General features: G+C 73.3%; 13 protein-coding genes. 9 read left to right on the top strand and 4 right to left on the bottom strand.

The genetic code is table 11. The features are described 5' to 3' along the window. Positions 1-336 precede the first annotated feature (336 nt). From deoC to ACF053_RS20020, 3 genes are read left to right on the top strand one after another with little or no spacing between them, the layout of a single operon-like run. Positions 337-1,278 (top strand): deoxyribose-phosphate aldolase, encoded by a 942-nt coding sequence (gene deoC, locus ACF053_RS20030; protein ID WP_391955145.1) that lies wholly within the window; start codon positions 337-339, stop codon positions 1,276-1,278. A gap of 5 nt (positions 1,279-1,283) precedes the next feature. Then, entirely contained in the window at positions 1,284-2,717 is a 1,434-nt protein-coding gene (locus ACF053_RS20025; RefSeq protein WP_391955110.1) for an aldehyde dehydrogenase family protein, read from the top strand. Beyond that, a complete protein-coding gene (locus tag ACF053_RS20020; RefSeq protein ID WP_391955109.1) occupies positions 2,710-3,615 on the top strand; it encodes an aldehyde dehydrogenase family protein in 906 nt (301 codons plus the stop codon). The genes ACF053_RS20025 and ACF053_RS20020 overlap by 8 nt, the downstream gene beginning before the upstream one ends. 430 nt (positions 3,616-4,045) lie before the next feature. Here the strand turns inward: ACF053_RS20020 and ACF053_RS20015 are convergent, their stop codons facing one another. Then, positions 4,046-4,378: a hypothetical protein gene (locus tag ACF053_RS20015; protein WP_391955108.1), complete on the bottom strand. Its 333-nt coding sequence runs from the start codon at positions 4,376-4,378 to the stop codon at positions 4,046-4,048. A 54-nt stretch (positions 4,379-4,432) separates the two neighbouring features. Between ACF053_RS20015 and ACF053_RS20010 the strand changes: the two genes are divergently transcribed. Then, positions 4,433-5,137 (top strand): uridine kinase family protein, encoded by a 705-nt coding sequence (locus tag ACF053_RS20010; protein ID WP_391955107.1) that lies wholly within the window; start codon positions 4,433-4,435, stop codon positions 5,135-5,137. Positions 5,138-5,256: 119 nt separating this feature from the next. On the opposite strand, the gene ACF053_RS20005 is transcribed toward ACF053_RS20010, so the two are convergent. Next, positions 5,257-5,997: a SigE family RNA polymerase sigma factor gene (locus ACF053_RS20005; protein WP_058941458.1), complete on the bottom strand. Its 741-nt coding sequence runs from the start codon at positions 5,995-5,997 to the stop codon at positions 5,257-5,259. A gap of 191 nt (positions 5,998-6,188) precedes the next feature. Between ACF053_RS20005 and afsQ1 the strand changes: the two genes are divergently transcribed. The 5 genes from afsQ1 to ACF053_RS19980 all read left to right on the top strand — a co-directional run bounded on the left by afsQ1 (position 6,189) and on the right by ACF053_RS19980 (position 10,395). Further along, a complete protein-coding gene (gene afsQ1 / locus ACF053_RS20000; protein WP_198549299.1) occupies positions 6,189-6,866 on the top strand; it encodes a two-component system response regulator AfsQ1 in 678 nt (225 codons plus the stop codon). Between the two features lie 26 nt (positions 6,867-6,892). Continuing rightward, positions 6,893-8,533, top strand: coding sequence for an ATP-binding protein (locus tag ACF053_RS19995; protein WP_391955106.1), 1,641 nt, complete (start codon positions 6,893-6,895; stop codon positions 8,531-8,533). Next, the gene (locus ACF053_RS19990) at positions 8,520-9,212 is read left to right on the top strand and encodes a hypothetical protein (RefSeq protein WP_391955105.1); all 693 of its coding nucleotides are present in this window, start codon (positions 8,520-8,522) and stop codon (positions 9,210-9,212) included. The genes ACF053_RS19995 and ACF053_RS19990 overlap by 14 nt, the downstream gene beginning before the upstream one ends. A gap of 250 nt (positions 9,213-9,462) precedes the next feature. Further along, on the top strand, positions 9,463-10,104 hold the full coding sequence (locus ACF053_RS19985) for a VanZ family protein (protein ID WP_391955104.1): 642 nt from the start codon (positions 9,463-9,465) through the stop codon (positions 10,102-10,104). A 90-nt stretch (positions 10,105-10,194) separates the two neighbouring features. Beyond that, complete coding sequence (locus ACF053_RS19980) at positions 10,195-10,395, top strand: PspC domain-containing protein (RefSeq protein ID WP_058944084.1); 201 nt, start codon at positions 10,195-10,197, stop codon at positions 10,393-10,395. Between the two features lie 105 nt (positions 10,396-10,500). Here the strand turns inward: ACF053_RS19980 and ACF053_RS19975 are convergent, their stop codons facing one another. Beyond that, positions 10,501-10,821, bottom strand: a complete 321-nt coding sequence (locus ACF053_RS19975; RefSeq protein WP_391955103.1) for an ATP-binding protein — start codon at positions 10,819-10,821, stop codon at positions 10,501-10,503. Positions 10,822-10,959: 138 nt separating this feature from the next. Beyond that, positions 10,960-12,114, bottom strand: a complete 1,155-nt coding sequence (locus ACF053_RS19970) for an adenosine deaminase (RefSeq protein ID WP_391955102.1) — start codon at positions 12,112-12,114, stop codon at positions 10,960-10,962. Positions 12,115-12,214 lie beyond the last annotated feature (100 nt).

Below are 12,214 nucleotides of genomic sequence, written 5' to 3'. Positions count from 1 at the left end.
CCGCAGGGGTTGGCGGCGATTGCCGGTTCACTTCCGTGGCACCCGAGGCCGCCGACCCCGAGGAGGTGACCCACCGCGGCCCCGACCCCACCCACCGACCTCGGGCGCCCTACGCGTCGCCGCAGCCGCCGCACACCACCTGCCCCCACCGACCCCACCGACCCCACGCGCCGCACCGCGCGACACCGCACCGCACCCGGCCGCACCGCACCACCACCCCAGGTGACCCGCCTCACACATCGCCGCTCACCTGTGCGTTCCCCGTCACTTCTGCGCCCCTCCGCCCCCGGGGGCTGTACAGGACGCTACGCGCGTAGATATGCTCCCCTGGTGACCATGCCCACCAATGCACTCGCTGACGTGACCGCGTCCGACAGCACACTGCGCCGCTTCCTCCACGGGCTGCCCGGCGTCGACGCCGTCGGTCTCGAAGCGCGCGCCGCGTCCCTCGGAACCCGTTCGATCAAGACCACGTCCAAGGCGTACGCCATCGACCTGGCCATCTCGATGATCGACCTGACGACGCTCGAAGGCGCGGACACCCCGGGCAAGGTCCGGGCGCTCGCCGCCAAGGCCGTCCACCCCGATCCCACCGACCGCACCACGCCGCGCACGGCCGCCGTGTGCGTCTACCCCGACATGGTGGCCACCGCCAAGGCCGGTCTCGCCGGTACGGACGTGAAGGTCGCCTCCGTCGCGACCGCCTTCCCGGCCGGCCGCGCCGCCCTCGACGTCAAGCTCGCGGACACGCGTGACGCCGTCGCCGCCGGGGCGGACGAGATCGACATGGTGATCGACCGCGGCGCGTTCCTCGCGGGCCACTACCTCAAGGTCCACGACGAGATCCGCGCCGTGAAGGAGGCCGCGGGCCCCGCCCGGCTGAAGGTCATCTTCGAGACCGGCGAGCTCTCCACGTACGACAACATCCGCCGCGCCTCCTGGCTCGGCATGATCGCCGGGGCGGACTTCATCAAGACGTCGACCGGCAAGGTCGGCGTCAACGCCACCCCCGCGAACACCCTCCTCATGCTCGAGGCCGTGCGCGACTTCCGCGCCCAGACCGGGGTACAGATCGGGGTGAAGCCCGCGGGCGGCATCCGGACCACCAAGGACGCCCTCAAGTTCCTGGTCCTGGTCAACGAGACCGTCGGCGAGGACTGGCTGGACAACCACTGGTTCCGCTTCGGCGCGTCGAGCCTGCTGAACGACCTCCTCATGCAGCGTCAGAAGCTGGCCACCGGACGCTACTCCGGTCCCGACTACGTGACGGTGGACTGATCACGATGACCAAGTTCGAGTACGCCCCCGCCCCCGAGTCCCGCTCCGTCGTGGACATCGCGCCGTCCTACGGCCTGTTCATCGACGGCGAGTTCACCGACGCCGCGGACGGCAAGGTCTTCAAGACCGTCTCCCCCTCCAGCGAGGAGGTCCTGTCCGAGGTCGCCCAGGCCGGCACCGAGGACGTGGACCGGGCCGTGCGGGCCGCCCGCAAGGCGTTCGAGAAGTGGTCGGCGCTGCCCGGCTCCGAGCGCGCCAAGTACCTGTTCCGCATCGCGCGGATCATCCAGGAGCGCTCCCGCGAGCTGGCCGTCCTGGAGACGCTGGACAACGGCAAGCCGATCAAGGAGACGCGCGACCACGACCTCCCGCTGGTCGCCGGGCACTTCTTCTACTACGCGGGCTGGGCGGACAAGCTGTCCCACGCCGGCTTCGGCCCCGACCCGCGCCCGCTGGGCGTGGCCGGCCAGGTCATCCCGTGGAACTTCCCCCTGCTGATGCTCGCGTGGAAGATCGCCCCGGCGCTCGCCGCGGGCAACACCGTCGTCCTGAAGCCCGCCGAGACAACCCCGCTCTCCGCGCTGTTCTTCGCGGACATCTGCCGCCAGGCGGGCCTGCCGAAGGGCGTCGTCAACATCCTCCCCGGCTACGGGGACGCCGGTGCCGCGCTGGTGCAGCACCCGGACGTCGACAAGGTCGCCTTCACCGGCTCGACCGGCGTCGGCAAGGCCATCGCGCGCCAGGTCGCGGGCACGCGCAAGAAGCTCACGCTGGAACTGGGCGGCAAGGGCGCGAACATCGTCTTCGACGACGCCCCGATCGACCAGGCCGTCGAGGGCATCGTCACGGGCATCTTCTTCAACCAGGGCCAGGTCTGCTGCGCCGGATCGCGCCTGCTGGTGCAGGAGTCCATCCAGGACGAGCTGCTGGACTCGCTCAAGCGCCGCCTGTCGACGCTGCGCCTCGGCGACCCGCTGGACAAGAACACCGACATCGGCGCGATCAACTCCGCCGAGCAGCTGGCGCGCATCACGGCGTTGGCGGACACCGGCGAGGCGGAGGGCGCCGAGCGCTGGTCGGCGCCGTGCGAGCTGCCGTCCACCGGCTACTGGTTCGCGCCGACGCTCTTCACGGGCGTCACACAGGCCCACACCGTCGCCCGCGACGAGATCTTCGGGCCGGTGCTGTCGGTACTGACGTTCCGCACGCCGGACGAGGCCGTCGCCAAGGCCAACAACAGCCAGTACGGCCTCTCGGCGGGCGTCTGGACGGAGAAGGGCTCCCGCATGCTCGCGGTCGCCGACCGGCTCCGCGCGGGCGTCGTGTGGGCCAACACGTTCAACAAGCTGGACCCGGCCTCGCCGTTCGGCGGCTACAAGGAGTCGGGCTTCGGCCGCGAAGGCGGCCGCCACGGTCTGGAGGCGTACCTCGATGTCTGAGACGGCGACGCGGCTGAGCGTCTTCAAGACCTACAAGCTGTACGTGGGGGGCAAGTTCCCCCGCAGCGAGAGCGGCCGGGTGTACGAAGTGACGGACGACAAGGGCAAGTGGCTGGCGAACGCGCCGCTCTCCTCCCGCAAGGACGCCCGTGACGCGGTGGTCGCCGCCCGCAAGGCGTTCGGCGGCTGGGCCGGCTCGACGGCGTACCTGCGCGGCCAGATCCTGTACCGGGTCGCCGAGATGATGGAGGGCCGCCGCGGCCAGTTCGTCCGCGAGGTGGCCGACGCCGAGGGCCTGTCGAAGTCGAAGGCGGCGGAGGTCGTCGAGGCGGCGGTGGACCGCTGGGTCTGGTACGCGGGCTGGACGGACAAGATCAGCCAGGTCGTCGGCGGGGCCAACCCGGTCTCCGGGCCGTACTTCAACCTGTCGACGCCGGAGCCGACGGGTGTCGTCGCCGTGCTGGCGCCGCAGGAGTCGTCGCTGCTGGGTCTGGTGTCGGTGCTGGCCCCGGTGATCGCCACGGGCAACACCGCGGTGGTCGTCGCGAGCGAGCGGTCCCCGCTGCCGGCGCTGTCGCTGGCCGAGGTGCTGGCCACGTCGGACGTGCCGGGTGGCGTCGTGAACGTGCTGTCGGGCCGTACGGCGGAGATCGCCGCGCCGCTCGCCGCGCACCAGGACGTCAACGCCATCGACCTGACGGGCGCGGACGCCGAGCTGGCGCGGGACCTGGAGGTCGCGGCGGCCGACAACCTCAAGCGCGTCCTGCGTCCACAGGCTGTGGACGGCGGCGCGGACTGGACGACCGATCCGGGTACGCGTCGGCTGACGGCGTTCCTGGAGACGAAGACGGTCTGGCACCCGACGGGCTCCCTGGGCGCGTCCGGCTCGGCGTACTGAGCCGCACGCCGCCCGCGCGACCACGGCCCCGCTTTCCCTCCGTCCGGGGGAGGCGGGGCCGCTTCGTGCTCGCCGCGTGCCTGCCGCGGCACGTCGGGGCGCCGGTCGGCGGGTCGGGGCCGCTTCGCGCTCACGTGACGGGTCTGCCGCGGCACGTCGGGGCCGCTTCGTGCGCACGTGACGGGTCTGCCGCGGCACGTCACGGAGCACCGGTCGGTGGGTGGGGTCGGGGCCGTGGTGGGTCACCTCCTCGGGGTCGGCGGCCTCGGGTACCGCGGAAGTGAACCGGCAATCGCCGCCAACCCCTGCGGGGGCAACCCACCACGGCCCCTCCCGGCCGCCGTGCGCCGGTGCGGGAAGGGTGGGGGCTCGGCTCAGTACGGGCCGCTCTCGGCCGCCGTGGGCCCGTGCGGGGAGTGTCGGGCTGTGGTCAGCCCGGGATGAGGCCGCCGAGCAGGGGGCCGGCTACGGGGAGGTTGGGCGCGCTGGTGAGGGAGCCGGTCGCGGACGTCGTGGAGACCGGCTGGAAGTCCGACACCTGCGTGCCGACACCGTTGTTCAGCGGGTCGACGCCCGTCTCCGCCAGCGGGTTGACCTTGAGGTTCTTCACCGGGGCCGTCGCGTGGGGCACGGCGGCCGCCACGGCCTGGAGGGCCGCCTGGGCGTCGACCTGGTGCAGGTCCGCCGCCTGGGCCGTGCCGGCGGCACCGAGGGCGGCGCCCACCGCCGTGACGGTCAGTCCGGCCTTCAGCAAGGGGTTCATGGGAGTTCCTGCCTGGTGGGTGATCGGTCGGGCACTCACCGTAGTGGAGGTGTGATGCTCGATACCAACGGGTCCCCGACGGGGTCCCCCTACCGGGGCAATGGTTCACACTGGTGTCCCGTGAGCTCCCAACCCATCCCGACCCGCGTCGTGCTGCTCGCGGGCCCCTCCGGCTCCGGCAAGTCGTCCCTCGCCGCCCGTGCCGGTCTTCCCGTGCTCCGGCTCGACGACTTCTACAAGGAGGGCGACGACCCGACGTTGCCGCTCGTCCCCGGCAGCACGGACATCGACTGGGACTCGCCCGGGTCCTGGGACGCGGAGGCGGCCGTGTCCGCCATCGTCGAGCTCTGCGCCACCGGCCGCACCTCGGTCCCGGTGTACGACATCTCCACCAGCTCCCGCGTCTCCCGCGAGACCCTGGACATCGGCCGCACACCGCTGTTCGTCGCGGAAGGCATCTTCGCCGCCGACGTGGTGCGGCGCTGCGAGGAGCTCGGGGTGCTCGCCGACGCCCTGTGCCTGCGCGGCCGGCCGTCCACGACGTTCCGCCGGCGGCTGCTGCGGGACCTGCGCGAGGGCCGCAAGTCGGTGCCGTTCCTGCTGCGGCGCGGCTGGCGGCTGATGCGCGCGGAGCGGTCGATCGTGGCCCGGCAGACGGAGCTGGGCGCCCACCCGTGCGGCAAGGAGGAGGCCCTGGGGCGCCTGGCCGCCGCGGCGGCCGGCCGCCACCGCACGCCGAGGACGCCCGAGCCGGCGTAACCCCCACACACACGCGTGCGCCGGACAAGCCCCCCAGCTTGTCCGGCGCAGGTGTTTCCCCCGTTTCCCCCCGTGCGCGGTCCGTGGTCCCCCCGGGCCCCGGACCGTCCCCCCTGCCTTCAGGCCACGAGCTGCCCGAAGGACTCCTCCTGGTCACGGCCGAAGCTGAGGACCTCGTCCTCGCGCAGCCGGCGGAGCGACCGCCAGATGCTCGACTTCACCGTGCCGACGCTGATGTCCAGGATCTCCGCGATCTCCGGATCCGTACGGCCCTCGTAGTAGCGCAGCACCAGCATGGTGCGCTGCAGTTCGGGCAGTCGGGCGAGCGCCTGCCAGAGCACCGCGCGCAGCTCCGTGCCGCGCATCGCGTCGGAGTCGCCGACCGTCTCCGGCAGTTCCTCCGTCGGGTACTCGTTGAGCTTGCGGCGCCGCCAGGCGCTGATGTGCAGGTTGGTCATCGTGCGGCGCAGGTAGCCGCCGACGGCCGCCTTGTCGCTGATGCGGTCCCAGGCGCGGTACGTCGAGAACAGCGCGCTCTGGAGCAGGTCCTCCGCCTCGTGGCGGTCGCCGGTGAGGTGGTAGGCGGTGGCGTACAGGGAGGCGCGGCGCTCCTGGACGTAGGCGGTGAACGCGATGTCCGCGCTCCCCCGCTTCGCCGGGGCCTGCCGCTCCCCCTTGACCTCCCCGTACGCGCTTCCCCCGTCAGACAGGGCGACCATGTAGGGCGCCTTGTGCTGACGCCCGGCGCCGCGAACGCACCCCCGCCCGTTCACGGCGCCGGACTTCTCCGTGCTCCTGGCGACGTCGTGGAGACGCGTGACTACTGCGTTCGAGGTGGTGCTGTGCTGCACTGCGTTCATCACGCCCCCCTGTCGTCGTGGAGTCGGCTGATCCGTGTGAAAAAAAGCTTGCCCAGGCCAGTTCATGACGGTGTCCGTCGACTGTCACAGGCGTGTCACAGGGGCGGTTGACATACCGGTCCGGTACCGGACGGGCCGTGGGAGCGCTCCACGTGTCGAACTCGTCTCCCCCCATGGGACAGAATGACGCCGTGCCTTTCCTGTTGCTGATCGAGGACGACGACGCCATCCGCACGGCCCTCGAACTCTCGCTGTCCCGCCAGGGCCACCGCGTGGCCACCGCGGCGACGGGTGAGGACGGCCTGAAACTGCTGCGCGAGCAGCGGCCCGACCTGATCGTCCTGGACGTGATGCTGCCGGGGATCGACGGTTTCGAGGTGTGCCGGCGGATCCGGCGGACGGACCAGCTGCCGATCATCCTGCTGACCGCGCGCAGCGACGACATCGACGTGGTCGTCGGGCTGGAGTCGGGCGCGGACGACTACGTCGTCAAGCCGGTGCAGGGGCGTGTCCTGGACGCGCGGATCCGTGCCGTGCTTCGCCGCGGCGAGCGGGAGACGACGGACTCGGCGACGTTCGGCTCGCTGGTCATCGACCGGTCGGCGATGACGGTGACGAAGAACGGCGAGGAGCTGCAGCTCACGCCGACGGAGCTGCGGCTGCTGCTGGAGCTGAGCCGCCGCCCGGGGCAGGCGCTGTCGCGGCAGCAGTTGCTGCGGCTGGTGTGGGAGCACGACTACCTCGGCGACTCGCGCCTGGTCGACGCGTGCGTGCAGCGGTTGCGGGCGAAGGTGGAGGACGTTCCGTCGTCGCCGACGCTCATCCGCACCGTGCGCGGCGTCGGTTACCGGCTCGACAGCCCCGCGTGAGCATTCGTGAAGGACGGGGCAGCACATTGAGCGGGGCCGCGAAGGGCGCGCAGCGGGCGCTGAGTGCGGGCAAGCGGTGGACGAGCCTGCGCGTCCGGCTGATCATCGTGTTCGGCCTGGTGGCGCTGACGGCCGCCGTGTCGGCGTCGGGCATCGCGTACTGGCTGAACCGCGAGGCGGTGCTGAAGCGTACGCAGGACGCGGCGCTCGGGGACTTCAAGCAGGAGATGCAGAACCGGGCGGCGGCGCTGCCGCTGCGGCCGACGGAGGAGGAGCTGCGGCGGACGGCCGAGCTGATGGCCGTCGGCGGCGGCGGGTACAGCGTGGTGCTGCTCGGTGAGCGGGACGCGGGGAAGCCCATCGTCGGCGTGTCCGACGCGGACCGGTTCACGCTGAGCGACGTGCCGCCGTCGCTGCGGGCCGCCGTGGACGAGGAGCAGGAGCTCACGTCCGGCAACCGGCACTCGTACCACGTGTTCTGGCTGCGGACGACGCTGCGCGGGAAGCCGTACCTGGTGGGCGGGACGCGGATCATCGGCGGCGGCCCGACGGGGTACATGCTGAAGTCGCTGGAGCCGGAGCGGCAGGACCTGAACTCGCTGGGCTGGTCGCTGGGGGTGGCGACGCTGCTGGCGCTGCTGGGGTCGGCGCTGCTGGCGCAGGTGGCGGCGACGACGGTGCTGAAGCCGGTGCACCGGCTGGGCGAGGCCGCGCGGCGGCTCGGCGAGGGGAAGTTGGACACGCGGCTGCGCGTGTCGGGCACCGACGAACTGGCCGAGCTGGCCCGGACGTTCAACGACGCCGCGGAGAGCCTGCAGAAGAAGGTCGCGGACATGAGCGCGCGGGAGGAGTCCAGCCGCCGGTTCGTGGCCGACATGTCCCACGAGCTGCGCACGCCGATGACCGCCCTGACGGCGGTCACGGAGGTGCTGGAGGAGGAGCAGGACGGTCTCGACCCGATGGTGGCGCCGGCCGTGTCGCTGGTGATCAGCGAGACGCGGCGGCTGAACACCCTGGTGGAGAACCTGATGGAGGTCACCCGGTTCGACGCCGGCACGGCTCGCCTGGTCCTGGACGACGTGGACGTGGCCGACCAGGTGACGGCGTGCATCGACGCGCGGGCGTGGCTGGACGCGGTGGAGCTGGACGCCGAGCGGGGCACCATGGCGCGGCTGGACCCGCGGCGCCTGGACGTGATCCTGGCGAACCTCATCGGCAACGCGCTGAAGCACGGCGGTTCGCCGGTGCGGGTGTCGGTGCGGACGACGGGCGACGACCTGATCGTTCGGGTGCGGGACCACGGGCCGGGCATCCCCGAGGACGTCCTGCCGCACGTCTTCGACCGGTTCTACAAGGCGAGCGCGTCCCGTCCCCGCTCGGAGGGCAGCGGTCTCGGGCTGTCGATCGCCATGGAGAACGCGCTGATCCACGGCGGTGACATCACGGCGGCCAACTCCCCGGACGGGGACGGCGCGGTGTTCACGCTGCGCCTGCCGCGCGACGGTTCGGCGGTCGCGGCGGGTGACGACGCCGGGGTGGACGGCCCGGCGCGGAGCGGGACGGGCGACGGCGGCCGCGGACGGAGCGGGCGAGGGAACGGCGGCCGAGGGAACGGCGGTCCAGGGGATGAGGGACAGGGGAGTGACGAGCGGGATGCGGGTGCCTGAGGCCGGCGGCGGGCGGTCCCGGCCGGGCGGCGTCCGGGGCGCGCGGGCCGGCCTGCGCGCGCGGGGCCCGGTCCGCGCAGGCCGGCGCGTGCTCGCCGGTGCGGCCGTGCTGGCGGCGGTGGCGGCGCTGACCGCCGGGTGCGGGATCCGCACGACGTCGGTGCCGGTCGACGCGGGCGGGGCGCCCTCGCGGGTGCCGTGCAGCCTGTCGGAGGCGGCCTCGGGGTCGCGGACGCCGGACGGGGGCACGACCGCGCGGGTGTACCTGGTCTGCGCGTCGGGGCTGGAGCCGGTGGACCGCATCCTGCCGCCGTCGGACGCGGCGACCGGCGAGGCGGGGCGCGTGGCCGTCGCCGCGGCGCTGGTGGAGGCGATGCGGGAGCGGCCGTCGCAGGGCGAGCGGCAGGCGGGCTTCACCACGTACATCGAGGAGCCGTTGACGGTGTCGGCGGGCCGGGAGGGCGACCCGGAGGGCGCGCTGCGGCTCAGCCGGCAGCCGGAGGACCTGCCGCCGGCGGCGCTGGCGCAGATCGTGTGCACGTACGCCGGTACGGACGCGACGTCGGTGGACGGCACGGTGGTGCTGGGCGGGCCGGGGAAGTACCCGGTGCGGCGGTACGTGTGCGACGAGGGCGTGAAGGAGCGGCCGGAGTCGGCCGTGCCGACGCGGAGCCCCTGATCCGGCTGCGGCGCTGCGGGCGTCGTGCTGTGGGCGTGACTGTCGCGCTGTGGCTGGTGGGCCGGACGCCGGCCCTGTGCCGGGTGTGGTGCTGCGGCTGGTGTGACGGATGGGGAGTCTCTGATCCGGCTGCGCAGCTCGCTGCGCGTGCGGCCCGTGGGCCGGACGTGGAGCTCTCCGATCCGGGTGCGGGTGCGGCCCGTGGGCCGGGCGCGGAACCGATCCCGCCGGTCCCCGCGTCTTGGGGGGCGTGCAGCGTCAAGGTTCGGGCGGCAGTGCCGCCCTCCGCTACCGCGTGGCGGGGCTCGTCCTCCTCTTCGTCCATCTGGTGTTCGTGGGGTGGCTGACGCTGCGGCCGCTGGACGTGATGTGGGTGACGGCCGCGAATCTGGAGCCGCTGGCCGGGATCAGGGCCGACCTGGCGCTGGGCCCGGTGGAAGCGGCGCGGCGGATCGGCGAGTCCCTCCTCCTGCTGGCGCCGCTGGGGGTGCTGCTGCCGCTCGCGGACGCGCGCCTCGACGTGGCGCCGTGGGCGTCCCTGGTGCGGACGGTGTCGGCGGGCGCCCTGCTGTCCCTGGGGATCGAGCTGCTGCAGACGGCCGTCCCGGGGCGGGTGGTGGACGTCGACGCGGTGCTCCTCAACGCCGCCGGCGTGGCGCTGGCCCACCTGGCGGTGGTGCCGGCCTGGCGGGCGAGGCTGCGGCGCAGGCTGTACGCGCCGGGCGGCGGGGGCGCGGGCGGCCCGCGGGCCGGGATCGGGGCCCGGGTCGGCGCCGGTGCCGGCGGCTGGTCCTCCCCCGGGCGGAGCCGCGGGCCCGGCGGGCCCCTGCGTCGGGAGGACGCCCCCCAGGGGGCGACCCCGAGGATTCCCAGGGTCGGGATCGCCCCGTAGCCTGACGTTTTGTCCGGTGGGTGCGGGCAGGATGGAGTCATCGGGAGCCGACGAGAGGCTTCCGCGACACAGCTCACGAAGGAGCCCACCATGGCCGCACTGACCCGCCCCCGTGACGGACGCGTGATCGGCGGAGTGTGCGCGGCGCTGGCACGGCGCTTCGGCACCTCGGCGACGACGATGCGCGTGATCTTCGTGGTGTCGTGCCTGCTGCCGGGCCCGCAGTTCCTGCTGTACCTGGCGCTGTGGATGCTGCTGCCGGTGGAGCGGGGCGCGAAGCCGGCCTGGTAGCCCGCCGGAGCCGGGGCGTCACGTACGTACGGCGGTGGGCGCGCATCCTTCACGGATGCGCGCCCACCGCCTCGTCGTGCGTGTCGCCTCGTCGTGCGTGTCGGCTCAGAGGCCGGCTGCCGGGAGGGCGCCGCCGACCGGGAGGCCGCCGAGGAGCCCGACCACCGGGTCGGCCGGGGTGTTGACCGGCACCGCGGGGGCGGATTCCGTGACGGTGTCCAGGACGCCCTGCGTGACGGTGGCGGTCTCGCCGGCGCCGCCGGGCAGCTGCGCGACGGTCTCGGCGACGGGGAGCATCGAGGTGACGGTCTGGAGGGCCGGGCCGGTGGGGACGGAGGTGAGCGCGGAGGCGCTGCCGGCGGCGGAGGCGGCGAAGGCGGCACCGAGGGCGGCGACGCCGAGGGTCTTGGCAGCGGACTGCTTCATCGGTTTTCGTCCTTGGGGTGACTCGGGGGGTGGAGCGGCTCTGCAACGTAGCCACGGGCCGCCGGACCCCGCAAACACCCGGCGGTGGGCCGTTCGGCGGCGCCCGCGTCCCCCGCACCGGCCGGGCGCGGCGCGGCGTCAGGCGTCCTGGGCCGCAGAACCGCTGGTGGGGCCGGTCGACCCGAACAGCCAAGCGGATTTCAGCGCGGCGAAGCCCGGCTTGATCACGTCATTGATCATCGCCAGTCGTTCGTCGAAAGGGATGAACGCCGACTTCATCGCGTTGACCGTGAACCACTGGACGTCGTCGAGCGTGTAGCCGAACGCCTCGGTCAGGTGTGCGAACTCCCGGCTCAGGGTGGTGCCCGACATCAGCCTGTTGTCGGTGTTGACCGTGGCCCGGAAGTGCAGGCGGCGCAGCAGGCCGATGGGGTGCTCCGCGTACGAGGTCGCGGCGCCGGTCTGGAGGTTGGAGGTCGGGCACATCTCCAGCGGGACGCGCTTGTCGCGCACGTACGCGGCGAGGCGGCCCAGCGAGACCGTGCCGTCGTCGGCGATCGCGATGTCGTCGATGATGCGGACGCCGTGGCCGAGGCGGTCCGCGCCGCACCACTGGAGGGCCTGCCAGATCGACGGCAGCCCGAACGCCTCGCCGGCGTGGATGGTGAAGTGGTTGTTCTCGCGCTTCAGGTACTCGAAGGCGTCGAGGTGCCGGGTGGGCGGGAAGCCCGCCTCGGCACCGGCGATGTCGAAGCCGACGACGCCTGCGTCCCGGTGGGCGTTGGCGAGTTCGGCGATCTCCAGGGAGCGCGCGGCGTGCCGCATCGCGGTGAGGAGCGCGCCGACCCGGATGCGGTGGCCGTTCGCGCGGGCGCGGCGCTCCCCCTCGCGGAAGCCCTCGTTGACGGCGTCCACGACCTCGTCCAGGGTGAGACCGGCCTCCAGGTGCTGCTCGGGGGCGTAGCGCACCTCGGCGTAGACGACACCGTCCTCCGCGAGGTCCTCGGCGCACTCGGCGGCGACCCGGAAGAGGGCGTCGCGGGTCTGCATGACGGCGCAGGTGTGCGCGAAGGTCTCCAGGTACCGCTCCAGCGAACCGGAGTCGGCGGCCTCGCGGAACCAGGTGCCGAGCCGTTCGGGATCGGTCTCGGGTAGGCCGGCGTAGCCGCCGTCGCGGGCGAGGTCGACGACCGTGCCGGGCCGCAGTCCCCCGTCGAGGTGGTCGTGGAGCAGGACCTTCGGCGCGCGGCGGAGCTGGTCCGCGGTCGGGGTGGTGAGGCTCTGGCTCGTCATCCCGGCACTGTAGTCCCTACGCGCGTAGAGGCACCCGTGGTGGCGCGAACCGGCCGCGGGCCGGTCGGGGGGGGGCGGGCAGGGGCGGGCCGGGGGCGCG

The organism is Streptomyces kanasensis, assembly GCF_043077165.1.
Classification (GTDB): Bacteria; Actinomycetota; Actinomycetes; order Streptomycetales; family Streptomycetaceae; genus Streptomyces; species Streptomyces changanensis.
This window is presented reverse-complemented; position numbering and strand designations above follow the sequence as displayed.